Consider the following 22932-nt stretch of genomic DNA (forward strand, 5'->3'; position numbering starts at 1 on the left):
TGATACGACAATGAGCCAGAAAGTAATTGCCTACGGGCGTGTCAGAGAAAAAGCGCAGCAGAAACTGCGGGAAACGTACGATCTGCACGTTTTTTCCGGAAAAGAGGATGTGTCGGATGAAACATTTGCCGGTGCGCTTGCGGAGGCAGACGGCTTGATCGGCCTTGGGATACAGGCGGATGATCGTCTGCTTCGTCATGCACCGAATCTGAAAGTCATCAGTAATGTGTCGGTCGGTTATGATAATCTTGATCTAAATGCCTTGACCCGGCACGGTGTGGCAGCCACCAATACGCCGGAGGTGCTGAATGATACGACAGCGGATGCGATTTTCGGCCTGCTGCTTGCGACAGCGCGTCGGATTCCGGAACTGGACCGGTTTGTGAAAGAAGGGCAGTGGGAACAGCAGGGAGAACTGCCCGACGAAAAATTCGGGTACGACGTGCATCACCGGAAACTCGGTATCATCGGCATGGGACGGATCGGCGAAGCCATTGCCAAACGTGCTCACTTCGGTTTTGATATGGACATTCTGTACCATAACCGGTCCCGTAAACCGGACGTGGAAGAAACGTACGAAGCGTCGTACTGCAGCATGGAGGAGCTTCTTGCTGAATCAGACTTTGTCTGCCTGATGACCCCGTTAACGCCGGAAACAAAACATATGATGGGGAAGAAGCAGTTTCAGCAGATGAAAAAGGATGCCATTTTCATCAACGGCTCCCGCGGAGCGACAGTGGAGGAAGAGGCACTGGTGGAAGCGCTCGGGAGCGGAGAGATTCTCGCAGCCGGCCTGGATGTATACCAGGAAGAGCCGATCCCCGCCGACCACCCGCTCCTGCAGCTCGAAAATGTCGTTACTACGCCGCATATCGGCTCCTCTACCGGCGAAACCGAAGATCAGATGTCGCTTCTGGCTGCCGAAAACGTAGATGCTGTTCTCAGCGGCCGGTACCCGCCGAATCTTTTGAACCCTGAGGTTATGGACACTTTCGACTGACGTCTGTCTGTAACGTCAGGATAGGAGACAGAAAATGCGTTCCCGGAGTTAAAAATGGCTCGTATATCACATTTTGAACCAAAATATATTGAGTCCTATAGAAAAATGTCCTCCAAATCGATTTGGAGGACATTTTATGCAGAGGATTGGCTGTAAGAAAAGCACATCCGTTCCTCTATGCCGCGTTATTTCTTTCATTAAACTGTTCGGCTTTCTTATAGGCGTCGACCATGCCGTAAATCCAGAATATCGGATAGGTGATGAGACCAATTAACACAAACATCAACAATGCGTTTACTGCCTGGATGATCATAAAAAGGACGCCTTTGCCGATCTGGCCGTTGTAAATCTGGCCGAGTCCACACCAGAGAGCGCTCAGCACAGCGGCCAGGCCGGCGTTTTTCTGTGGCTGCATCCATAACTCCCCCCTTTCTGTAAATCGTATTGCTCTGCAGGATCAGGGGGAGTTATATCTCCTGTGCCTGAAGCGGAATGGTCCAGCCGAGCATATCTTCTTTTTCCCCGGTCTGAATGCCGGCGATGGTTTCGTACAGGTCATAGGAAAGAGCACCGGTCTGATTGTTGTTGACGACCAGTTCATCGTCCTTCCACTTCAGCTTCCCTACCGGTGAGATGACGGCGGCGGTACCGGTGCCGAACACTTCTTCCAGGATACCGTCCTTATGGGCCTGTTTTACCTCATCGATGGAAATGCGGCGTTCATGCACATTCCAGCCCCAGTGCCGGAGAAGCTCAATGACAGAGTCACGGGTGATCCCGTCGAGAATGCTGCCGTTCAGGGAAGGGGTGATAATCTCACCGTTTATCTTGAAAAAGATATTCATGCTGCCGACTTCTTCAATGTATTTTTTCTCGACAGCGTCGAGCCACAGCACCTGGTCGCAGCCGAATTCTTCCGCTTTCGTCTGGGCTTTCAGGCTGGCGGCGTAGTTCCCGGCAGTTTTGGTGAAACCAACACCGCCTTTGACGGAACGGACGTATTCGTCTTCGACATAAATGCTCACCGGGCTCATCTGATCCGAATTGGAATAATAGGAGCCGACGGGAGATAAAATGATCATCAATTTGTAATTCGATGCCGGTTTTACGCTTAACGCCGGCTCCGTTGCAATAATAAACGGACGGATATACAGAGACTGGCCTTCCTGCGTCGGCACCCAGTCTCTGTCGATATGTATAAGTTTTTTCAGGGCTTCCACCAAAAAGTCCGGATCCACCGCCGGTATATTCATCCGTTCATTGGAAATATTGAGGCGGTTGAAATTTTTTTCCGGACGGAACAGCTGAATCCCGCCATCCCTGCCGGCGTAAGCCTTTAATCCTTCAAACACAGCCTGACCGTAATGGAAAACAAGCGAAGACGGATCCATCAGGAGCGGTTCATACGGAGTGATTCTCGCATCGAACCAGCCGTCTTTTTCATTGTAATCCATCACAAACATATGGTCCGTAAAATGTTTACCGAAGCTCAAATCACTGTAGTCGGGTTTTTCTTTTCCCGTCGGCGCCTGTTGTATCGTCAGATCGAGTTCCATGAGACATCCCTCTCTTCTGGAAAATTACTTCCCCCCTTAGTTTACTCTAATTTTGTTCATTTTTCAGCAGATGAGAATGGAGAATTTTACACCCTTGCGAGTTCGTTCAGGACACAGGCGGTTTCCCGGAGTTCTGCGTAAGTAGTGTGCCGGCCGAAACTGATGCGGAAAAGGCCGTGTGCTTCATCGGCGGTATACCCCATTGAAAGCAGGCTGTCTGGAGGTGCAGAAGATCCGGTTTTGCAGGCGCTTCCCGGGGAAACGGCGATGCCGCACCGGCTGCACTCCAGCATGATCCACTGCCCTTCCCGGTCAACGGCCCGCAGTGCAAGATGGTTGGGAAGCCTTTTGTCACGATCACCGAATAGTTGATAGGCGTCCGGATCGAGGGAGGCAAGCAGCCACTGCTGCATGGAGCGCCACCGGTCTTTTTGTTCTCCCATGGCGGAGGCAGCTTCCACAGCAGCTTCGGTGAACGAGGCAATGCCTGGGATATCAAGGGTTCCCGGCTTGAAACCGTGCTGGTGTGCGACATCGGGATAGACAGGTGTCCAGCTGGTGCCCGGAGCGATATAGGCGGCGCCGGTGTTTTTCGGCCCCTGCACCTTATGCGCGGACAGAGACACCGAATCGAGTCCGGCCGCCGTTACATCCAACGGAATTTTGGTGAAAGTCTGCACGCAGTCACTGTGAAACAAGGCCTGGTGATTCCGGAGAAGTCCGCCGATCTCTTCTAAAGGCTGCAGCACGCCGGTTTCACTCGAAGCGTGGCAGATCGTAACAAGAATCGTATCTTCCCGAAGGAGGGACGCAAGAGAATCCAGGCAGATTTCGCCATTGCGGTGAACATCTACGATGCTCACCGTGAATCCTTCTGTTTTCAACCGGCCGAGTCCCTGACTGATAGAGGGATGTTCGAAGGGAGATGTGATGATATGGCGTCCGTCATTTTTTCTACCGTAAGCCAGGCTGAGCAGCGTCGTAATGTTGCTGTCGGAGCCGCCGCCTGTAAAGTAGATGCCTTCTGCGCTCCCGTGAAGAATCGAGGCCAGCTGCTTCCGGCAGTGTGCGGCGAGGCGTGCTGCTTCTTCCCCGCCGTCGTGCAGACTCTGTTCATTTCCGTAAAAACGCTCTGCTGTTTTGCAGTAGCCTTCCAGTGCAGTTGTACTCATCGGGGTGGTGGCGCAATGATCCAGATAAATCATTTTTTTCTCCTTACTTGTTCAAAATTTCACAAAAACGGTTGTAATCAGTATAGTTTTATGTAAATATAAGTGTCAAGACACATGTAAATGTAGGAGTGATGATCCACTTGAACACAGAGAAACTCGAGACAGATGTGATCATCATCGGAAGCGGGATGGCCGGTTTAATGGCAGCCATCCAGCTGGCTGACACGCACGATGTGACTCTTTTAACAAAATCATCGCTTGGCGCAGGGAATTCGGAAAGAGCGCAGGGCGGTATCGCAGCGGCTTACGGCGCGGCTGCTGCTTCCCATAAACAAGACACCCTGGCCGCCGGATACGGGCATAATGACGTGTGCGCAGCCGGCCGTATTATAGAAAAAGCGGCTTCGGTCATGGATGTGTTTTTTTCCTGGCAGACCCCGTTTGACCGTGATGAAAAAGGAACCTTTCTGCTGTCAAGGGAAGGAGCCCACAGCTGCCGTCGTATTTTCCGTGCCGGCGGGGACGCCTCGGGGCATTACATGATGAAGCAGCTGAAAAACAATGTCCCCGGAACCCTTCGGATTATGGAGAATTTCACTGCCTTTGATCTCATCATGAAAGACGGTCGGTGTGCGGGCGTCACAGGCAGGAACAGCTCCGGTGAGCATTGTGTCATAACAGCCGGAGCGGTGGTGATGGCAAGCGGCGGCTGCGGGCAGTTGTTTCCAGTGACATCCAATGCTCCGGAAGCCTCCGGGGATGGATTTGGAATGGCATTTCGGGCAGGAGCGGAACTTCAGGATATGGAATTTCTCCAGTTTCACCCGACGATGCTGGCAGGAGGCGGGCTGATATCCGAAGCGGTGCGCGGAGAAGGAGCTGTACTGATAGATGAAGAGGGGAACAGGATTATGAAAGGAAGGCACCCTCTTGAAGACCTGGCGCCGCGGTCGGTGACGGCGCGGGTAGTCTGGGAAACGCTGGAGGCCGGGAACGAAGTGTTTCTTGATATACGAAGCATTCCTGGGTTCTGCAATTTATTTCCACGGATTGCCGGGGATGCAGAAAGACTGGGCATTCGTACGGAAAAAGGATTTCTTCCCGTACGCCCCGGCGCTCATTTTATGATGGGCGGTATTGCAGCAGATGCCGCCGGACAGACGAATATTGAAGGATTGTATGCGATCGGGGAGACGACCTGCAGCGGGATGCACGGAGCCAATAGGCTGGCCGGGAATTCTCTGTTGGAAGCAGCGGCGGGAGCGCTTCTGCTTGCAGATCGGATAGCAGCGGACACGAACGTTACAGCGTCCCGGATGGAGGAACTACCCGGAATAGAGCCTGGCATGAATGACGCGCTTCCGGACCGGGTGGAACTGCAGCAAAAGATGGATGCGTGGTGCGGAATGATAAAGGACCAAAAAAATCTGGAACGGATGAAGAACTGGCTCCAGCGATATGAAGAAAGCATCTTCACCCCCGCACATCCCGCGTTGAGCCTGGAACAGCTGGAAGTGAAAAATATGTTGACAACAGCATGGATGATGACCAGTTCTGCCCTGCTGCGAAAAGAATCCCGAGGTGCTCATATCCGCCGGGATTTCCCGGATCAGAAAAAAGAATGGAGCGGTACGGTGGTGACGTGCAGGAGCGGCAGGTTCACTGTTGTGGACGGAGCAAGGGAGGAAGGCCATGCAGCGGTATCAGGTTAGAGAATCATTGAAACGGTTTTTTGAGGAAGATATCGGGAGCGGCGACATCACAACCGAGGCTGTTTTTTCCGATGGAGAAAAAGCGGAAGGTGTGGTGATAGCAAAAGAAGCCGGAGTATTCTGCGGCGCCGTTGTGTTTGAAGAAGGCTGGAGAATGCTCGATGAAGCGGCGCGCATCACCGTACACGTTGGCGAAGGAGAACGAATCGAACCCGGACAGACGCTTCTGACCGTAAAGGGACGGGTGCAGGCGTTACTTAGCGGGGAACGGGTTCTGTTAAATCTGGTTCAGCGGATGTGCGGGATCGCTGAAGCAGCCCGCCGCACGGTAGAAGCACTGAATGATTCGCGGATAAACGTCTGTGATACGAGAAAAACGATGCCGGGACTCCGGCTGTTTGATAAATATGCCGTGCGATGCGGGGGCGGAGTGAATCACCGGGGTGGTCTCTACGATGCGGTTATGATCAAAGATAACCACATCGCTGCGGCAGGAAGCATTATTGGAGCGGCAGCGAAAGTGAAAGAGAAGGCAGGCCATATGGTGAAAATGGAAATCGAAACGACATCGCTGGATGAAGTGAAAGAAGCCGTTGAAGCAGGAGCTGATGTGATTATGTTTGATAACTGTTCCCCGGATCAGGCTGCGGAGCGGGCCGCGGTTGTTCCGTCCCATATCCTTACAGAAGTTTCCGGAAATATCACCCCGGAATCCATCGGGGCATACCGGGAAACAGGCGTGGACGTCATTTCTGCAGGGGCCATCACTCATTCGGTTCAGGCGCTGGATCTTAGTTTTCAACTTCGCCAAGTGAGAAAGGAGGAGCATCGATGAGTGTATTGGAACAGTTTCAGGCACCATCTCTGCCGAAACATATCCAGGCAATGAATCAGAACGATATGGAAGAAAGGGTATGGGACATTAAGCGGGAACTCGGAAGCCGGCTGTTTACGCCCGGCCACTATTATCAAAAGGACGAAGTGATTCAGTTTGCCGACGAAACCGGGGACTCCCTGCAGCTTGCCAAAACCGGCGCCGCCAACAAAGAGGCGGAATATATCGTGTTCTGCGGGGTTCATTTTATGGCGGAAACAGCGGATATTTTATCGGAGGATCATCAAACCGTACTGCTTCCGGATCTCCGCGCCGGTTGTTCCATGGCGGATATGGCCGAAATCGGACAGCTGGAGAAAGCCTGGGAGAAACTGCAGGATACCTTTTCTGATACGATCACACCGCTTACGTATGTGAACAGTACCGCTGCCATTAAGGCATTCTGCGGCAGGCACGAGGGGGCGACATTGACGTCCTCCAATGCCGAAACCATGCTGCAGTGGGCATTCCGGCGCAAAGAACGGATTTTATTTCTGCCCGATCAGCACCTTGGGCGTAACACGGCGTATGACATGGGCATTCCACTTGAAGAAATGGCGGTGTGGGATCCCATCAGGCAGGAGCTGGAATACGACGGAGATCCGGAACAGGTGCGGATGATTTTGTGGAAAGGACACTGCTCGGTTCATGAAAAATTCACAATGGATAACGTACGGCAGGTAAGAGAAGAGGAGCCGGACGCAAATATTATCGTTCATCCGGAATGCATGTTTGATGTCGTTCAGGCTTCAGATGCGGCAGGGTCAACGAATAAAATTATCGACACGATCCGGAAGGCACCCGCCGGAAGCACATGGGTGGTAGGGACGGAAATGAATCTCGTCAACCGGTTGATCCAGGAAGAAACCAATAAGACGGTGAAGTCGCTGAATCCGAATATGTGTCCCTGCTTAACGATGAACCGTATCGATCTGCCGCATCTGCTCTGGTCACTGGAAAGCATTATCAGCGGGGAACCGCATCACATCATTGAGGTGGATGAACGTACGGCAGACGAAGCCACAACCGCCCTGCAGCGCATGCTCCAGCAGTAACAATACAAAGCTTCCCCTCTAAGCGGGGCGGCTTTGGGTGGAATTGGATTATTAACGAAAGTAAACGTTCACTCTACTGTCCTCTAAAAGGGGGATAGAAGACAATAGCCATAATCAGATAACGCTGGTGGTCTCTAACGACTAATAGAGGTCACCAGTTTCTTCATTTGGCAATACAGTGTTCTCATTTCAGGTTTTAGAGGACTGTATAAGAAATAAAAACGATAGGTTTTAGAGGGTTGCTACCCCTGGATGTCAGCCATGACGGCGCTCTTTCTCTCGAGCAGCAAAACCCACAGCACGTAATACCGAAAAAGGTCCATCGCTTTAACGATGGTACTAAAAAAAGAGCGATCCGCTCCTTCAAGCACTTTGATCGAACCAGGAGGCTCGCCGTCTGCTGTGATATCATAATCCATCGACCGGCGCAGCTACGGTTGCTCCGTGTTTCTATTCTTTAATGAAAACGAGTAAAATGTAACAAGCAGACCGATTATGACACTAATAGTTCCTGCCCAGCCCAGACTCATAATGGATGTTTGGCTGATCACCCATCCTCCTACACCGGCACCTACCGACATTCCGAATTGAAGAACTGAATTATTTAAGCCAATTGCTAAATCAGCGGAGTTCGGAGAAAGCGATACAAGGTAGTGCTGCAGAACCGGAGTTGTCGACCAGGTAGAACCGAACCAAATGGCAAGGATAAACAAAGCACCTATAAGGGTAGTCGCCACCCAGGGAAGTACAAACAACACAGCAGCATTGAGCAACAGACTACAGAGCAGCGTTCGGTAAATTCCCCATTTATCAGCTGCAAAACCTCCCAATCGTGTACCTATCACTGAAAATGTCCCGCAAATGAACAGTGCAACACTAATCTTCTCAGCGCTAAGAGACGCAGCACTTTTTAGAAAGGGTGATATATAGGTAAAGACTAATTGATATCCAAGGATCCAAAAAAAAGTAATCAGCAGCGCACTAATGATACGTTTATCGTGTAAAATCGTAAATTGGTCTTTCAACGAAACAGCATTTTGTCCTTCCAATTTCGGAATGGAAATGACAGTGCCAATCATCGCAAATACAGACAGGATAAAGATGAACATAAATACCCAATGCCATCCCCAATACTCACCCACCAATGTTCCAAGAGGGGCACTGAGCACCAAGGACGAACTAAACCCCATTAAAATGATACCTATAACACTTCCGCGTTTTTCCTCTCCTACCAGACTGGAACCTACAGTCAACGCAACTACGGTAAACACACCTTGGCTTGAGGCCAGAATAATTCTGGAAATCAGTAGCACAGTAAAGTTAGGACTAAAAAAAGCAAGCAAGTTACCAATCATAAAAACCGTAAAAGAAAGGAGCAGTAATTTTTTTCTCTCCATTTTTGAAGTCAACGAGATAAGAATAGGTGAGCCGATTGCAAATACAATCGCATAGACGCTTACTAATTGCCCGGCAACACCTACAGACACATTCGTATCCTGTGCAATCATTCCTATTATACCTAATACGCCTAATTCAGCAGATCCCATGACAAAGCCACCAAAAGCAAGAAAATAAATGGCCCATTTTTTGCTCATTTTCAACTCTCTCCTTCAATCAAACTATAAATTTATACATTTACATATATCGATATATGTAAAAAATGTTCAACTTATTTTAGTTCAGTTCCTCCATTTCCGAAAAACGGATTTGTGGTGTTTTAGACCAAACCCAACATGTGTGCCACCCGGATATTATTTTACGTCTAAAAAAGAAAAACTAAATACAGAGTTAGATTAATTTGACCACAACAGCTATAATCAAGATCCGCCATTATTGCCCAGGACTTACAATACTAAAAATTGCGTTCCAAACCCCTTGCCAGAAACAGAAGCCGCTTTCAACTCCACCTTATCTCCTTTGGACAATAAAACCACATTTTCGGGATACAGCCTCCCCAGCAAAGCCCATTGCACAAGAGGGTTGCCATCGGCAGAAATAAAATGCGTCCCCGATTCATCTGTTACCAGTCCAGGCAGATTAAGAATGTCAGAGGCATAGTGGCTGCTGATCTCCGTACGCTCTGAATTCGACCCTGCGTGCTCCACCGGACGATACATAAACCTGTGGCCTCTAAAAGCCTGGCCGAGATCCACGGTATACTCGGCAGCGTTGATATGCAGCTTGTAATGCAACACGACCCGCTCCTGATCGCCGGATGGAATAATCCTGGCTTCATCTATGCTTTTCAGTCCCTGATCAGGCAACTGCAATCCATCGCTCTGGCTGCCTTCGGCGGTCTGACTCCGGGGTGCGACGTAATACTCGCTGTGTTCATAGTCTAAAGCTACGGGTGCAGGATTGTCGTCGTTACCAGTCATCACCGTTTGTACAGGATGCCAGCGAAGCAAATACCGGGATGCGGTCAAGGGTTCTGTACCCAAACTTGCTGGAAGAATGGTGCCGAGCCGGTATTGAAACCCATATCCAACCGTAGACAGCTCCGGACTTAGTACGCTTTGGGAAAATTGTAGAATCGCCTTGTGAGACATTTTTTTACCCAGTAACTTGGATAAAAATGCTTCCCTGCCGCGTTCCACAAATCTCACGCCTTTGACGTGGTTGTTGTCCACCGGTATTTCGATCGGCACTTCCTCCCAATTTTCAAAAGGCAGGAGCGCATCTCTTAACAAGATGAGCTGATGCAGGTATTCGTTGAACAGCTGCATCACGACAGGACCGCCCGCAGACCCCATCAGCATGTTAGCCACCCGATTTGTCCAGAGATGGTTATCGCATTGGCTTCTGAATTGCAAGTGATCAATCGTAGAGCTTCCATAGGTTTCGGATGCCCATTTTTTAGCGTTGAACTCGCACGCCCAGCGGGAAATGCTTTCTCCAATACGCTTCGCCTGCTGGGTTAGTTCAATGCCGGACTTCGTCTTAAGAGCGAGCTGCCCGAGCGGAAGATCCGATTCTTTTCCGGAAATCGCCAGATTAACCTTAAGGTTATACAGCAGCGCCTCTGCGTCAGCCGCCCTTCCAAGCTGAACAAGTATGGCCTTCAACAATGCGTTCGCTTCTCTTACGATATCCTTGGCTCGATATACACCTGCGGGAAGATCCCAATCCACTGTTCCATTATCCTGGAGTGTTATAGTATTAGTAAAATTACCTATCTTTGAATCGATGTTCATACGAGTTCCCCATACAATGTTTCGATTCCCTATATCTAACCGATATTCCGACATATTGTTACCCTCTCCTTTTTTAAAAAGAATTTACTACTATTGAACACATTTTACCTAGCAAATGCATACCCTTTTCGGATTAACAGGATACGATCATACAGTGAAAACATGTTCGTTCATTTAAAACTATAATTTAATAGGTTTATATTTATCGAAAAATAACCCAAAAGTCTTATGCCCAAAAAGGCAGAAATCGTTGCCGTACCCCCTAGATGATTATTACTTCAATACCTCTTATTCTTGATGAGGTTGATAGCATCTACCTTTTCATTTACCCACTCAATATACTCAACAAGCGAGCCATCTGTATGTCGTACAAACATGTTATAGCCTGTCGGAACTTCTTGAGGCTCCGAAAGAATAGTCGCTCCCTTCTTAATAAGTTCTTCTTTCCACTCATTGAGCGAATCAACAAGCAGTGCAAGCTTCATCTCTTTCACAGGCGCTATTGCACTTTCTGAGCCTGCAACCAGTAGTATCGAGCTCACTGTCGCTATCTCTAAACCACCCTCGCGAAACAAGAAGCGCAAATCGTTACGTTCCCCGAGTAATTGTTCATAAAAAGCAATGCTTTCCTCCAGCTGATCGTTTTGTATAAAAACGGGGGTATATACTTTTAAGATGTTCATGTCTCTTCTTCCTTTCTCACAATTAGAAATATCGTTGTTTGTATAGTCCCACCGAGGGCTCAACAGTTTAACCTAAAGATACATCAACTTCCTCAAGACAGGCGAACCGCATAGTACGGAGCCGTATGCCAGGGAGAAGACGGAGTCAACTCCCCCAACTTGATCAAACGATAAGAAATTTGGTGCCGAATCCCTTCCTGCGAACTGGCATTCCCCCTTTCAATGGATAACTCCTAGTTGCATGTTTTCAGCCGATTCTTCCCAAAGAAAGGCAATCTTTATCGATCTATTACTTAGAAAAACCTTGTTTAATACATCCACATGTATCGAATTATGAATTAAAAAGATACGATCATACAGTGAAAGCATGTTCTTTCATTTGAAAACATAATTTAATGGGTTTATATTTATCGAACAATAATCCAAAATTCAATCTGTCCCGAGCACAACATGACGCTTTAATGTGTCCTGATTGATTTGATAAAAATGATAGGTCCCTTCTTTACGTGACAGTCTTAATGCCCCGCAGTCGACAAGCTGTTTTAGATGATGCGAAAGAGTCGAGCCTTTAAAATCCAAATGCTCCCCAATCTCGGTACAGCTTAATTCTTTATGATCGCATAATAGCTTTACAATATTTAACCGGGTTGGTTCGCCGAGTGCTTTGAATATTTTTATTGCTTCATTATCATTATTCATCTAGGACCATCCTTCATTAATTTTTTTATATCTTTATATTTATCGATATAATAAACAATAAAATTCACTTTGTCAAAAGAGGCGCTTCAAGCCATGAAATATGGGAGTATAAAATATTTTGTGATTCTGGATGGAACAGGCTGAAGCATCCGGAATCGTCTCGTTTCAGAAAGTGGTCCAAACGTTTCAAACCTGGAAACGGAATGTCTGTTCTTTTTATGGCTGTTTTTCTGTCGCTGCATCCTCTGATTTATCAGAAGACACCACAACATTCACAATATATCCATAAAAACCCGGACGATGGCCTTCTATACTGCTTAAGGAAGGTGGTACAATCCGGGTTCTTTCGATTTCTTTTTCTCAAGCGTCATGTTCGAGGCGTGCGTGTCGGTTACCGCCTGGAAATCGGGATATTAAAGGTTTTTACCCGCTTCGACAGCTCTTTTGATCAATTCCATTGGGTTATTTTTTTCAGATTTTAATTCATATACTACACGACCATCCTGCCATTTTACGACGGAGCTGGGAGAGTCCTTGAATCCCCGGATTTTGATGACGCCTTGATTATCAGGAGCAGGTAGATAGTGGTTTTCGAGATACGCTACAATCGTTTCTGCCAGCTTTCGGTTATCCGGGTGTTTTTTTACAGCGGACTTTGATTGAATGGGATAATCCATTTTAATGAGCCAGTTTCCCTCATTCCAGGAAATAAATTTATGACCCGCACCTGCATCCTGCAGGGCTGTGATACCGTGGCCAAGATCAATATTCGTCTGTTTGACTGTACGATAATCACTTATGGAAGCCGCGGCTTTTTCAGGGCTGTCAAAGCTTTGTTTTTCAACTCTGCTGCTTGTAGAGGAGGCACTGGTATCATTGCTGCTTGATGCTGTTTCCTGCTGTGAAGGTTCCTTCGTTTCCTGACTGCTGTCGACTTCCTGCGTGTTTTCCTGGTGGGTGCTGCTGTTTTCCCGATTGCCGCCGCTGTCATCTGCTGCTGAAGAGTTGGAAGTGCAACCGGTGAGCAGGATAGAAAAAGCACAGAAGGCGGCTGCTGCATGCAATTGTTTCATCGTTTCATCCATCCCCTATCTCAGTGTATTCTGTTTTAATCATACTCTTCATAAAACATTCCTACAACGGTACTGCTCTTATGATTTTTTACGTATATAAAAAAGTCGGTTTCAGCAGTTGTAGTATATGGTTCGATTCAGTCATTAAAAAAACTGGATGGGATGACCAGGGGTTGAACCTGTATTGTGCCCGGCATGCGCACAAGCTATAGGGTTGAAGTCCCGAACGGCGAAGGTCGTTGTAGCCGTTAGCCAAAGGCAAGGGTGTCCGCCGTGAGGTGGAATCTGAAGGAAGCCGGAGGCAAATCTCCGATCCGAGGAACACGAATCTCATAGGAGGATGGCCTTCTTGGGTGAGGGTGCTACACAAGCCGAAACCCGAACGACCAAAGGGAAGGTTAGTAAATGAGACGGGTATATGGAGAGGAAGGTTGTGCGTTTACCCGGGGTGATCGGAACGAAGTACGCCTGCGGTAACCAGTTTCACGAGGAACTGCTGAACGATCAGAAGTCAGCTTCGGCCATAGTACCATGTGGTGCTAGGACATATGGGAAGGACCGAATCATGAAAAGAGAGCTCTTTTCCCTGCGTACGTCTTCTTCGAGGACACAGAATAATAGATATGACTGAGAGCGAGGATGAACTAATGCCTTATTTTGAACCACTTATTAAGGCAATGACTAATTGGGAAGAAGAGATATTCAATTACTTTGAGACACCCATCACAAACGCTTATACAGAGTCTCTTAACAATCTAATTAAGGTAACGAATAAAATTGGCAGAGGGTTATTGTAAGACCGAAAAAGAAGTTCAAAGATGTCAATGCTTCATTCGGGAAAATGCTCGACCAACCATTACATCTTCAACCGCTTGCTTATCAATGGGTCTATGAGGAAGTCTATGGTCCTGACATTTCCACACTATTTTCCGATTACCCGAATTTTTATAACCTATTATTGGTTGTCCCATCTGCTCAAATAGTAGGATTGTTTTAATATATAATTTATAATTGAGTATAAGTAATGAAAAACTGACATTTGATAGAGGCAGATATTCATTTGACAGTCTTTCGTAGTGGGGTTGGAGGGATGTAGCATGAAAAATACAATTTTAGTTGTTGAGGATAATGTAGACCTTCGTACGTTATTATCCAACCATCTGCAAAAATATGGATATAGAGTATTAGCCCCGCATGATTTCGATCGGACTTTGGACGACTTTTTACATGCAGAACCTGACATGGTGTTATTGGACATTAACCTTCCTTCCTTTGATGGATTTTATTGGTGCCGCCAAATACGTCAGTACTCCACCTGTCCAGTCATTTTCATATCGGCTCGGGATGGTGATATGGATCAAATCATGGCACTGGAAAACGGAGGGGATGATTATATTACAAAGCCGCTTTCCTATGATCTCGTCATTGCCAAAGTGAAAAGTCACCTGCGTCGTGCATATGGGGAATATGCACATGACCAAAAGGAACAGGTTGTCACCTTTCATGGGTTGGAATTTTCACCAGAAAAAATGGTGTTAACGTTTCAATCCCATTCTGTTGAAGTGTCAAGAAAAGAAGCCTTGTTATTGAAAGTATTGCTGGAACGCGGGGAAAAAGTCACTAGCCGTGAGCGTTTAATGGAAAAGATGTGGGATACGGACCTCTTCGTTGATGAAAATACGTTAAACGTCTACATGACGAGAGCAAGAAAAAGATTAGCGGAAATCGGCATTGAGGGAGCCGTTGAAACTGTACGTGGTGCGGGGTACCGAATGAAACCAACATGGGTGGAAAAACCATGAAATTGTTTTTACGTTCCTATCTGGCTATGTTTTTTATGATTATTGTACAAGGAATTCTCGTAGGGGGATATTTCTGGTTCCTGGGTTTTCAATCATGGGGCAATTTATTGTATATCTTGTTTGTCCAAATTGTCGTTTTCCTCCTGTTTTTGCTTTACCGTTGGACACAGGATCACCGAATGTATCAGTGGTTGAATGATAAGCAGGAAGAACGCTTTATCCCGAAATTAGGAGATGCCCCGTTTGCCGAACGGCTGTATGACAAACAGCAACGCATTAAACGGATGAGAGAAAAAGACATCCAACAGGCCCAAACGGATCTGGATAATCAGGTGACATTCATGAATCAATGGGTCCATCAAATGAAAACCCCGATTTCCGTGATCCATTTGATGATTCAAGATGAAGATGACGAATGGTTTCAAAACATCCGTAAAGAGTTATATCTATTAGAGGATGGGTTACAAACCGTCCTCTATTCCTCCAGGTTGTCCGTGTTCGAAAAGGATTACATTATTGAACAAATCTGTCTTCATGATCTTATCAACGAGGTCATTCAAGCAAACAGACGACTTTTTATCCAATACAAGGTGTTCCCGAAAAAAGACATGCCTGAGTCGGAAGGTCCTATTTATACGGATCAGAAATGGTTGAAGTTCGCCATTGGCCAGTTGTTATCCAATGCCGTGAAGTATTCTTCGGAGAAAAGCAATGAAATAGAATTTAAAACGGAAGAAAGATCGCATGACACGGTATTGGAAATAAAGGATTTCGGAATCGGCATTCCATCACAGGATATGCGCAGAGTATTTGATCCTTACTTCACAGGAGCAAACGGCCGCCTATATCATGAATCCACTGGCATGGGTCTGTTTTTGGTGAAGGAAATTATGGACAAACTTCATCATCAGATTGAGTTGGAATCTCAAGAAGGATATGGAACAACCTTTACTATTTACTTTTCCACAAAGGATCTTCCAGAAGATCAATAAGACTTAATGACGCCTTACCGTTTGCATCTGAACGGTAAGGTTTTTCTTACCTTACAAAAGTGTAAGGTCTGTTTAAGGTATCGCTATTTTTAATCAACACCATCCGGCTTACACTAGATATTAAACAAGAAAGACGGGAGGAGAGCAGCATGGAACAAGTATTAACAGTCAAAAACCTCCATAAAACGTATGAAGGAAAGGTCTCCTTTCAAGCCTTGACGAATGTTTCTTTTGATGTGGAGGAAGGAGAATTCGTTGGGATTATGGGACCGTCCGGGTCCGGGAAAACGACTTTACTGAATCTTATTTCAACCATAGATGAACCGACATCCGGAGAAGTTATCCTGAACGGGAACCACCCTCACCAACTGAAAAAAGAACAGTTGGCTAAGTTCCGCAGAACAGAATTGGGGTTTGTCTTCCAAGATTATAACTTATTAAACACGTTGACAATCGGCGAAAATATCATTTTGCCGTTAACGTTGGAAAAAAAGAGCCAAAAAGTAATGGATCAAAAACTTCAAGAGTTCGGGGAAAAATTAGGGATTACCTCTATTTTAAATAAACGTACGTATGAAGTTTCGGGAGGTCAAAAGCAGCGTGCCGCGTTTGCAAGAGCAATGATTCATCAACCGTCCTTGTTACTGGCCGATGAACCAACCGGCAATCTTGATTCCAAATCCTCAAGAGATGTTATGGAAATGATGACATCGATGAATGAACAAGCACAAACGAAGATGTTGATGGTAACCCATGACCCACAAGCGGCGAGTTATTGCCATCGCGTCATTTTTATCAAGGATGGCAAGTTATACAATCAGATTGACCGGGGCGAAAACCGTCAATTGTTTTTCCAACAAATCATTGACACTCTCTCGATGTTGGGAGGAAATGCTGATGACTTTTCGACAGGTCGCTTATAAAAATATCACTCGTAACTTAAGAGCATATCTCGCCTTTTACTTGGGCAGCTCCTTCGCTGTCATGATTTTCTTTGTATTCGCCATGTTTATGTATCATCCGGCATTAGAAAGCGGCTATTTGAACAAAGTCGCGGAAAAAGGAATGGTGGCAGCGGAGTGGATTATCTTTGGCTTTTCGATTCTCTTTGTTCTTTACTCCATGAGTGCATTTTTAAGAGCCAGGAAAGAAGAATTCGGGATTTTAACCATTCAAGGCGCTTCGCCAAAGCAAATCCGCTGGTTAGTTACCATTGAAAGCCTGATGATTAGCGCAGGATCTGTCTTAACAGGTATTCTGGCAGGATTTATTTTTTCTAAATTCTTCTTTGTGATTGGTGCTAACGTTTTGGACATGGATGCATTGGCGTTGTATGTACCATGGAAAGCACTCGGTTTAACCATAGTGGTGTTTTTCTTATTATTTTTGGTTATTTCTCAGTTCACGCTTTTTATGATCCGTACCGAAAAAACAGTTGCTTTACTGAAAGGTGTCCAGGTTCCAAAAAAGGAGCCAAAATTCTCCACCTTTTTCTCTATCGCAGGATTACTCTTTTTGGTTTTGGGTTATGGGCTATCCATGAGATCTGGAACTGATATGACGTCAGCCGTCATCATTTTAATCTGCACAATCATTGGCACTTACTTGTTTTACAGTCAATTAAGTATCGGGCTGCTGAAAGGGCTCAAGAAAAACAAACATTTTTACCGAAAAGGAACCAACATGATCTGGATTTCGGATTTGGCTTATCGCATCAAAGATAACGCCCGTTTGTTTTTCATCGTCAGCATTGTATCCGCTGTTGCTTTTACGGCAATTGGTGTATTGGTGGTTTATCAATCCAGTACCTCTTTTCCTGAAACGGCATACGCGATGGAGTATTTGCCTTTTTCCGATGAGGCTGAAAAAGATGTCCAAAAAGATGTCCAATTCGTCAACAGCCAATTAGCCGAACACGGTGTTTCATATAGACTGGATCAAATCGATGCTGTTCGAGTACGTTTCAAAAAAAACAACGGTACGGTTCCGCCTATGTTAGTCATTCCTCAGAAAACATTGTCAAAAGTCATACCGGAATGGCAACAGACTTCATTGAAGAACCGTACAGGCATTTATTTTCAAGGTGTATACGAGGACAAAGAAACGCTGCCGTCTACATTTCATTTTATAGATGGATCCATGACGATGGACATACAATCGATACGAAAACCGCTTCTTCTTTCTGAAAGTGTTCTGGTAGTTAACGCTGACACATTTGCCCAACTGGAATCATCACACCAGGAAGTAACGTTCTATGGCTATCAGCTGAATCAGTGGAAAAACACTTTAGGTATAAGTCAATCAATCAAGGATTTTGTAAGCGGTGATCGCACAGATGTTTCAGGAGATTTCTCATCAAAGGCCATGCGGTATTATGCAATGGTTCAAATGCCTAATTTAAGCTTGTTTATCGGTTTATTTATCGGAATTGTATTTTTCTTTGCAGCGGCAAGTTTTCTTTACTTCCGGATTTTTTCCGATCTGCAGGAAGACCAGGACAAGTATAAAGCGCTCGCGAAAATTGGTTTCAGTGAAAAAGAAATGGCTAGAAGCGTGACAATAGAATTAGCGATTCTCTTTTTCCTGCCATTTTTGTTGGCCATCGTGGATACCGGCTTTGCCTTGCATGCGTATGATAAGGGAACTGGGAACGTGTTAAAGTCGACCATCCTGACCATTGTTGGTTGTATTATCTTGCAAGTGCTTTACTTTATTGTGATTCGAATGAATTACGTAAAAAATCTAAAACGGTCCATTTATCGTTAATAAAAAAAGAGAAAGGAATGTCGATATCATGAAGAAAATGACTAAAGTGATCATCATTTTAATACTGGTCGGTATCATTGGTGTTATTGGCTATAATGCTCTTCCACAGGAAATGACGGATCGATTCAACCCCTTGGCTTCCGAGGAAGTTATCTATGTGCAAATTAATGATGAACCCACTCATACCGATCACCGGTATCGTTATACATTAACAGGTTATACGAAAGAAGGTGGGAAGCAAACCATTACTTTCTCTACCAGTGCAGTACTAAAAAAATATGCATTCTTGAAAGTTAATGCGAAGGGTGCCTATGTCCGCACTTGGGAAGAAGTACAATCTGCTGAATTGCCTGCAAAGATTCAAGAAAAATTAAAGAAATGACGAAAATCAGTAGACATAATTGCCATTCTAATAAAGAATATTACCCAGTATAACGAGTGAAAATGTATCCTTCAAATAGCAGTTTTTAAAATTTTATATGATGTAAATGTAAGAAAAGAGAGCTTTTTGATGTTACTAATAATAAAAATGGTATTGTGTAAATGGGCTGGCGCTAAATTAAACATGAAGGGAAGAAACCTCAAATGGAACGACTTGAATTACAGTTATATGACTATAACGAATGGGCAAATGGACAAATTTTTAATCGACTAAAAGAACTTCCAAACAATGTTTATGGTAAAGAAATTCAAAGTGTATTTTCCTCGATATCCCGTGTTTTGGCCCATGTTTATCTGTCTGACCTTGGTTGGATTGAGGTTTTCTCCGGTAAAAACATGGAACATGCTTTGACGTTACAAGAGCAGCTAAAAGGGGAAATGGAGTCAAAAGGATTGGAGGAGATGGAAGCGAAGTTTCTTAAACTATCAAAAATATATAAGTCGTTCCTTAGCCAATTGGAAGGTTTAGATAAGCCCCTCAAAATTGAGAATCCGAATGGCGACATTATGGAAACTAGTGTGTTTGAACAAGTACCTCATGTCGTTAACCATGGAACATATCACCGTGGTAATATCACAGCTATGTTAAGACAGATGGGGTATGCTTCTGTACCAACAGATTATGGTCTTTACCTATATTTAAAAAAATCGGGCGCCTATCTTGAATAAGGTAGGTGTCGTAGTTTTGTAAAATTAATTGTTTTGAAATAATTGGTATGAGAAATAGGATAGAAAAGTTGAATATGAGGAATCGGAGTTATTTTAAATGATTCTGGAATGGAGAGAAAATTATGGAAAAGTAAGAGGGATATTGGAGGATACTGTCTTTGATCCGGTAAACAATCCACTGTATCGAATGAAGTTTTTCTGCTGCCGGCAACTTCTCCTGAGCTATCATAAATCATGCCGTCCCAATATTTCTGATCCACTTCAATGCTTGTTCTTTCCATTGCTGCTGCATCTTTTTACTCTTAAACCGAATCTTCGAACAAAGGAACGGTCTGCTGTTGCAAACGCAATTCTTCGCCCTCCGCTGCCGACCATTTCTCCAATGTGCCATACAGCACGATATGGACCGCATCAATTAACGTTGCGGGATATGTATGTCGGCCGATCACCTTCAAGGCATTTCTGTCCCAGATGTCATTATCCTCATCGGTCACATACACCGCTTCCGGATCCCTTCTCTAGCCCCAATCCATGATCAGCAAAGAGGCTGCCATTTACATAAGGAAACTTATTTAATGTTTCATATAAATTCTGGGTTCTGTTTTCTATCCTCTATCCTCTATCCTCTATTCGTAATAGGAACGTTTTCCATATCCGACCCGGGAATAGTGTTTGGTTAAAATACGGGCAATTCTAGTGCGGACCATTGATAGATTAGGAACGACGCAGCTTTTTTAATGAAATCGAAAAAAGGGATTGAATTATTACGGAGGGAATGGTTTAATGGAAGGCAGAAACTGTACTATAACAGAAACAGAGTGAGCGGTTACTGAAATTTCTGTTTTATTACAATGATGGAGGAGGGGACGGTATTGAACGACTTTGTGCAGGCAGGGGAATTGCAGGTGGACCGGAAACTTTATGCCTTTATTAATGAAGAAGCAATTCCGGGTACAAGGGTGGACAAGGAAGTTTTCTGGAATGGTCTCAGCCGTATAGTGAAAGAAATGGCGCCAGAAAACCGGGTGCTCCTGGAAAAGCGGGAGCACCTCCAGAATCAGATCGATGAATGGCACTGCGAGAACAGGAGAGACTATGATTTCGGCGCCTACCGTTCGTTTCTGAAAGACATTGGTTATCTGGAGCCGGAGGCCGGAAACATCCAGGTTACAACCGAAAATGTGGATAAAGAAATAGCGGATCAACCGGGCCCGCAGCTGATTGTGCCTCTGGATAATGCGAGATATGCTCTGAATGCTGACAATGCCAGATGGGGCAGCCTGTACGATGCGCTCTATGGATCGGATGTAATTTCGGAAGAAGGCGGAGCCAGTATGACGCAGGAGTACAATCCGGAGCGGGGCCGGAAGGTGATTGCCTGGGCAAAAGCATGGCTGGATGACACGGTGCCGCTGCAGCACGGGTCTCATAGAGACGCAGCGGCTTACAGCGTTTCCGGTGGAAGACTGCAGGTGGAACTCGCAGACGGAACGCTGACAGAACCAGCAGATCCTTCCGGTTTCAAAGGATTCCAGGGAGAAGCACAGACGCCTGCGGCAGTGTTGTTCGAACATCACGATCTTCATGTGGAAATCCAGATCGATCCGTCTCATCCAATCGGTCAGACGGATGCTGCCGGTGTGAAAGATGTGGTGCTGGAAGCAGCGGTGACAACGATTATGGATTGTGAAGACGCGGTAGCGGCAGTGGATGCCGAAGACAAAGTACAGGTCTACCGGAACTGGCTCGGCCTCATGAAAGGCAATCTGACCGCCGCGTTTCAAAAAGGGGACCGGACCGTAAGCCGGGTGCTCAACCAGGATCGTACTTATGATACACCGGCAGGCGATGAGCTGACGCTTTCCGGCCGCTCCCATATGTTTATCCGTAATGTGGGTCACCTGATGACAACCCCTGCCATTCTTGATGCAGAAGGCCGGGAAATACCGGAAGGAATCCTGGATGCGGTAGTAACAAGCCTGATCGGCAAGCATGATATTCTCCAGAACGGTCGTTACAAGAATGCGGCCGCGGATTCGATTTATATTGTGAAACCGAAGTTGCACGGTTCAAAAGAAGCTGCTTTTACGAACGGGCTGTTTGAGCGGACGGAAGATCTGCTGGGACTTGAGCGCCGCACCCTGAAAATCGGGCTGATGGATGAAGAGCGCCGCACTTCGCTGAACCTGCAGGCCTGCCTGAGGGAAGTGAAGGACCGGGTCGTTTTTATCAATACCGGATTTCTGGACAGAACCGGGGATGAAATTCATACCTCGATGGAAGCTGGACCGATGATACGAAAAGAAGAAATGAAAACGTCTACATGGCTTACGGCGTATGAAACGGCCAATGTTCTGAAAGGTCTGCAGGCGGGGCTGAAGGGCCGCGCTCAGATCGGCAAAGGAATGTGGCCCATGCCGGAACGGATGAATGCGATGCTGGAACAGAAATCAGGACAGCTGAATGCAGGGGCGAATACCGCCTGGGTCCCGTCCCCGACGGCGGCTGTACTGCATGCTGTGCATTATCACCAGGTGGATGTAAGAGAGATTCAGCAGGGGCTGAATGGACAGCTGGATACGCTGTATGAACAGATGCTCCAGGTGCCCGCCGCCGTAAATCCGGACTGGACCCCCGAAGAGATTCAGGAGGAGCTCGACAATAACGCACAGGGCATTCTCGGATATGTTGTCCGCTGGGTGGAAATGGGTATTGGCTGCTCCAAAGTTCCGGATATTCATGATACGGCATTAATGGAAGACAGGGCGACGCTCCGCATTGCCAGCCAGCTTCTCGCCAACTGGCTTCATCACGGGATATGCTCGAAAGAACAGCTTCAGGAAACGATGGAACGGATGGCGGCTGTGGTTGATAAACAGAACGAGGGAGTGGAGGGGTATGTCCCCATGACAGATAACCTGGAACACTCCACCGCCTTCCAGGCCGCCTGCGACTTAATTTGGAAAGGACGGCGCCAGCCGAACGGCTACACCGAGCCGATTCTGCATAAAAGACGGCGAGAAGCCAAAGCTGCACAGGCCGCCGCCGGATCTGCTGAATCTTAATTGGATCAAGACATTCTGGATCAGAACCTGTCCACTATTCCTATGTAGTGGACAGGTTTTTACTGGAAAAGGGGGGAGGTGTCCCGTATCGCTCTGTTCGAACCATTTTCGTCTCTGGTGTAAAGGTTTATGGCTCTAATACAGAAATTGCAGACATTCTGCGCCCGAAAATGTCTACA

General features: G+C 46.3%; 21 protein-coding genes and 1 pseudogene. 12 read left to right on the top strand and 10 right to left on the bottom strand.

Annotated elements, in window-relative coordinates:
* Positions 1-10: 10 nt before the first annotated feature.
* Complete coding sequence (locus ACW9JV_RS02485; protein WP_457331016.1) at positions 11-1000, top strand: 2-hydroxyacid dehydrogenase; 990 nt, start codon at positions 11-13, stop codon at positions 998-1000.
* Positions 1001-1175: 175 nt separating this feature from the next.
* On the opposite strand, the gene ACW9JV_RS02490 is transcribed toward ACW9JV_RS02485, so the two are convergent.
* The 3 genes from ACW9JV_RS02490 to ACW9JV_RS02500 all read right to left on the bottom strand — a co-directional run bounded on the left by ACW9JV_RS02490 (position 1176) and on the right by ACW9JV_RS02500 (position 3761).
* Complete coding sequence (locus ACW9JV_RS02490; protein WP_457331018.1) at positions 1176-1415, bottom strand: hypothetical protein; 240 nt, start codon at positions 1413-1415, stop codon at positions 1176-1178.
* Between the two features lie 52 nt (positions 1416-1467).
* A complete protein-coding gene (locus ACW9JV_RS02495) occupies positions 1468-2556 on the bottom strand; it encodes a branched-chain amino acid aminotransferase (protein ID WP_457331020.1) in 1089 nt (362 codons plus the stop codon).
* Between the two features lie 86 nt (positions 2557-2642).
* On the bottom strand, positions 2643-3761 hold the full coding sequence (locus ACW9JV_RS02500) for an IscS subfamily cysteine desulfurase (protein ID WP_457331022.1): 1119 nt from the start codon (positions 3759-3761) through the stop codon (positions 2643-2645).
* Between the two features lie 107 nt (positions 3762-3868).
* Here ACW9JV_RS02500 and nadB point away from each other — a divergent pair, with 107 nt between their 5' ends.
* The 3 genes from nadB to nadA are packed head-to-tail and all read left to right on the top strand — an operon-like array spanning position 3869 to position 7369.
* Complete coding sequence (gene nadB, locus ACW9JV_RS02505; RefSeq protein WP_457331024.1) at positions 3869-5440, top strand: L-aspartate oxidase; 1572 nt, start codon at positions 3869-3871, stop codon at positions 5438-5440.
* Positions 5421-6275 carry a carboxylating nicotinate-nucleotide diphosphorylase gene (nadC, locus tag ACW9JV_RS02510; protein ID WP_457331026.1) on the top strand — a complete coding sequence of 285 codons (855 nt, stop codon included), beginning with the start codon at positions 5421-5423 and terminating at the stop codon, positions 6273-6275. The genes nadB and nadC overlap by 20 nt, the downstream gene beginning before the upstream one ends.
* Positions 6272-7369 (top strand): quinolinate synthase NadA, encoded by a 1098-nt coding sequence (gene nadA, locus ACW9JV_RS02515; RefSeq protein WP_457331028.1) that lies wholly within the window; start codon positions 6272-6274, stop codon positions 7367-7369. The genes nadC and nadA overlap by 4 nt, the downstream gene beginning before the upstream one ends.
* Positions 7370-7611: 242 nt before the next feature.
* Here nadA and ACW9JV_RS02520 read toward each other — a convergent pair whose 3' ends face one another.
* The 6 genes from ACW9JV_RS02520 to ACW9JV_RS02545 form a co-directional block, all read right to left on the bottom strand.
* Complete coding sequence (locus ACW9JV_RS02520) at positions 7612-7788, bottom strand: hypothetical protein (protein WP_457331030.1); 177 nt, start codon at positions 7786-7788, stop codon at positions 7612-7614.
* Positions 7789-7800: 12 nt separating this feature from the next.
* A complete protein-coding gene (locus ACW9JV_RS02525) occupies positions 7801-8964 on the bottom strand; it encodes an MFS transporter (protein WP_457331032.1) in 1164 nt (387 codons plus the stop codon).
* Between the two features lie 249 nt (positions 8965-9213).
* The gene (locus ACW9JV_RS02530; protein WP_457331034.1) at positions 9214-10563 is read right to left on the bottom strand and encodes a hypothetical protein; all 1350 of its coding nucleotides are present in this window, start codon (positions 10561-10563) and stop codon (positions 9214-9216) included.
* 278 nt (positions 10564-10841) lie between these two features.
* Entirely contained in the window at positions 10842-11246 is a 405-nt protein-coding gene (locus ACW9JV_RS02535) for a VOC family protein (RefSeq protein ID WP_457331036.1), read from the bottom strand.
* Positions 11247-11675: 429 nt separating this feature from the next.
* Positions 11676-11945: an ArsR/SmtB family transcription factor gene (locus ACW9JV_RS02540; protein ID WP_457331038.1), complete on the bottom strand. Its 270-nt coding sequence runs from the start codon at positions 11943-11945 to the stop codon at positions 11676-11678.
* Positions 11946-12358: 413 nt separating this feature from the next.
* Positions 12359-13018, bottom strand: coding sequence for a hypothetical protein (locus ACW9JV_RS02545; protein ID WP_457331040.1), 660 nt, complete (start codon positions 13016-13018; stop codon positions 12359-12361).
* Positions 13019-13659: 641 nt separating this feature from the next.
* Here ACW9JV_RS02545 and ACW9JV_RS02550 point away from each other — a divergent pair.
* The 7 genes and pseudogenes from ACW9JV_RS02550 to ACW9JV_RS02580 all read left to right on the top strand — a co-directional run.
* Positions 13660-13806: pseudogene (locus ACW9JV_RS02550) on the top strand (transposase); the annotation flags it as partial.
* 309 nt (positions 13807-14115) lie between these two features.
* Positions 14116-14820 (top strand): response regulator transcription factor, encoded by a 705-nt coding sequence (locus ACW9JV_RS02555; protein ID WP_457331042.1) that lies wholly within the window; start codon positions 14116-14118, stop codon positions 14818-14820.
* Positions 14817-15812: a HAMP domain-containing histidine kinase gene (locus tag ACW9JV_RS02560; RefSeq protein WP_457331044.1), complete on the top strand. Its 996-nt coding sequence runs from the start codon at positions 14817-14819 to the stop codon at positions 15810-15812. The genes ACW9JV_RS02555 and ACW9JV_RS02560 overlap by 4 nt, the downstream gene beginning before the upstream one ends.
* A 149-nt stretch (positions 15813-15961) precedes the next feature.
* Positions 15962-16735 (top strand): ABC transporter ATP-binding protein, encoded by a 774-nt coding sequence (locus tag ACW9JV_RS02565; RefSeq protein WP_457331046.1) that lies wholly within the window; start codon positions 15962-15964, stop codon positions 16733-16735.
* Positions 16710-18578, top strand: a complete 1869-nt coding sequence (locus tag ACW9JV_RS02570; protein ID WP_457331048.1) for an ABC transporter permease — start codon at positions 16710-16712, stop codon at positions 18576-18578. Before ACW9JV_RS02565 ends, ACW9JV_RS02570 begins: the two co-directional genes overlap by 26 nt.
* 28 nt (positions 18579-18606) lie before the next feature.
* On the top strand, positions 18607-18960 hold the full coding sequence (locus ACW9JV_RS02575) for a YxeA family protein (protein WP_457331050.1): 354 nt from the start codon (positions 18607-18609) through the stop codon (positions 18958-18960).
* A 203-nt stretch (positions 18961-19163) separates the two neighbouring features.
* The gene (locus ACW9JV_RS02580) at positions 19164-19688 is read left to right on the top strand and encodes a DinB family protein (protein ID WP_457331052.1); all 525 of its coding nucleotides are present in this window, start codon (positions 19164-19166) and stop codon (positions 19686-19688) included.
* Between the two features lie 302 nt (positions 19689-19990).
* Here the strand turns inward: ACW9JV_RS02580 and ACW9JV_RS02585 are convergent, their stop codons facing one another.
* Positions 19991-20182: a hypothetical protein gene (locus ACW9JV_RS02585; RefSeq protein WP_457331054.1), complete on the bottom strand. Its 192-nt coding sequence runs from the start codon at positions 20180-20182 to the stop codon at positions 19991-19993.
* Positions 20183-20560: 378 nt separating this feature from the next.
* Between ACW9JV_RS02585 and ACW9JV_RS02590 the strand changes: the two genes are divergently transcribed.
* Positions 20561-22753, top strand: a complete 2193-nt coding sequence (locus ACW9JV_RS02590; RefSeq protein ID WP_457331056.1) for a malate synthase G — start codon at positions 20561-20563, stop codon at positions 22751-22753.
* The last annotated feature ends 179 nt before the right edge of the window (positions 22754-22932 follow it).

This window comes from Salibacterium sp. K-3, assembly GCF_054052005.1.

Coding starts and splice junctions, on each gene's coding strand:
- ACW9JV_RS02545 (WP_457331040.1), bottom strand. CDS start 13,018: ATGAAACAATTGCATGCAGCAGCCGCCTTCTGTGCTTTTTCTATCCTG.
- ACW9JV_RS02485 (WP_457331016.1), top strand. CDS start 11: ATGAGCCAGAAAGTAATTGCCTACGGGCGTGTCAGAGAAAAAGCGCAG.
- ACW9JV_RS02535 (WP_457331036.1), bottom strand. CDS start 11,246: ATGAACATCTTAAAAGTATATACCCCCGTTTTTATACAAAACGATCAG.
- nadC (WP_457331026.1), top strand. CDS start 5,421: ATGCAGCGGTATCAGGTTAGAGAATCATTGAAACGGTTTTTTGAGGAA.
- ACW9JV_RS02560 (WP_457331044.1), top strand. CDS start 14,817: ATGAAATTGTTTTTACGTTCCTATCTGGCTATGTTTTTTATGATTATT.
- ACW9JV_RS02575 (WP_457331050.1), top strand. CDS start 18,607: ATGAAGAAAATGACTAAAGTGATCATCATTTTAATACTGGTCGGTATC.
- ACW9JV_RS02540 (WP_457331038.1), bottom strand. CDS start 11,945: ATGAATAATGATAATGAAGCAATAAAAATATTCAAAGCACTCGGCGAA.
- ACW9JV_RS02525 (WP_457331032.1), bottom strand. CDS start 8,964: ATGAGCAAAAAATGGGCCATTTATTTTCTTGCTTTTGGTGGCTTTGTC.
- ACW9JV_RS02555 (WP_457331042.1), top strand. CDS start 14,116: ATGAAAAATACAATTTTAGTTGTTGAGGATAATGTAGACCTTCGTACG.
- ACW9JV_RS02495 (WP_457331020.1), bottom strand. CDS start 2,556: ATGGAACTCGATCTGACGATACAACAGGCGCCGACGGGAAAAGAAAAA.
- ACW9JV_RS02570 (WP_457331048.1), top strand. CDS start 16,710: ATGACTTTTCGACAGGTCGCTTATAAAAATATCACTCGTAACTTAAGA.
- ACW9JV_RS02580 (WP_457331052.1), top strand. CDS start 19,164: ATGGAACGACTTGAATTACAGTTATATGACTATAACGAATGGGCAAAT.
- ACW9JV_RS02530 (WP_457331034.1), bottom strand. CDS start 10,563: ATGAACATCGATTCAAAGATAGGTAATTTTACTAATACTATAACACTC.
- ACW9JV_RS02490 (WP_457331018.1), bottom strand. CDS start 1,415: ATGCAGCCACAGAAAAACGCCGGCCTGGCCGCTGTGCTGAGCGCTCTC.
- ACW9JV_RS02500 (WP_457331022.1), bottom strand. CDS start 3,761: ATGATTTATCTGGATCATTGCGCCACCACCCCGATGAGTACAACTGCA.
- ACW9JV_RS02565 (WP_457331046.1), top strand. CDS start 15,962: ATGGAACAAGTATTAACAGTCAAAAACCTCCATAAAACGTATGAAGGA.
- nadA (WP_457331028.1), top strand. CDS start 6,272: ATGAGTGTATTGGAACAGTTTCAGGCACCATCTCTGCCGAAACATATC.
- ACW9JV_RS02520 (WP_457331030.1), bottom strand. CDS start 7,788: ATGGATTATGATATCACAGCAGACGGCGAGCCTCCTGGTTCGATCAAA.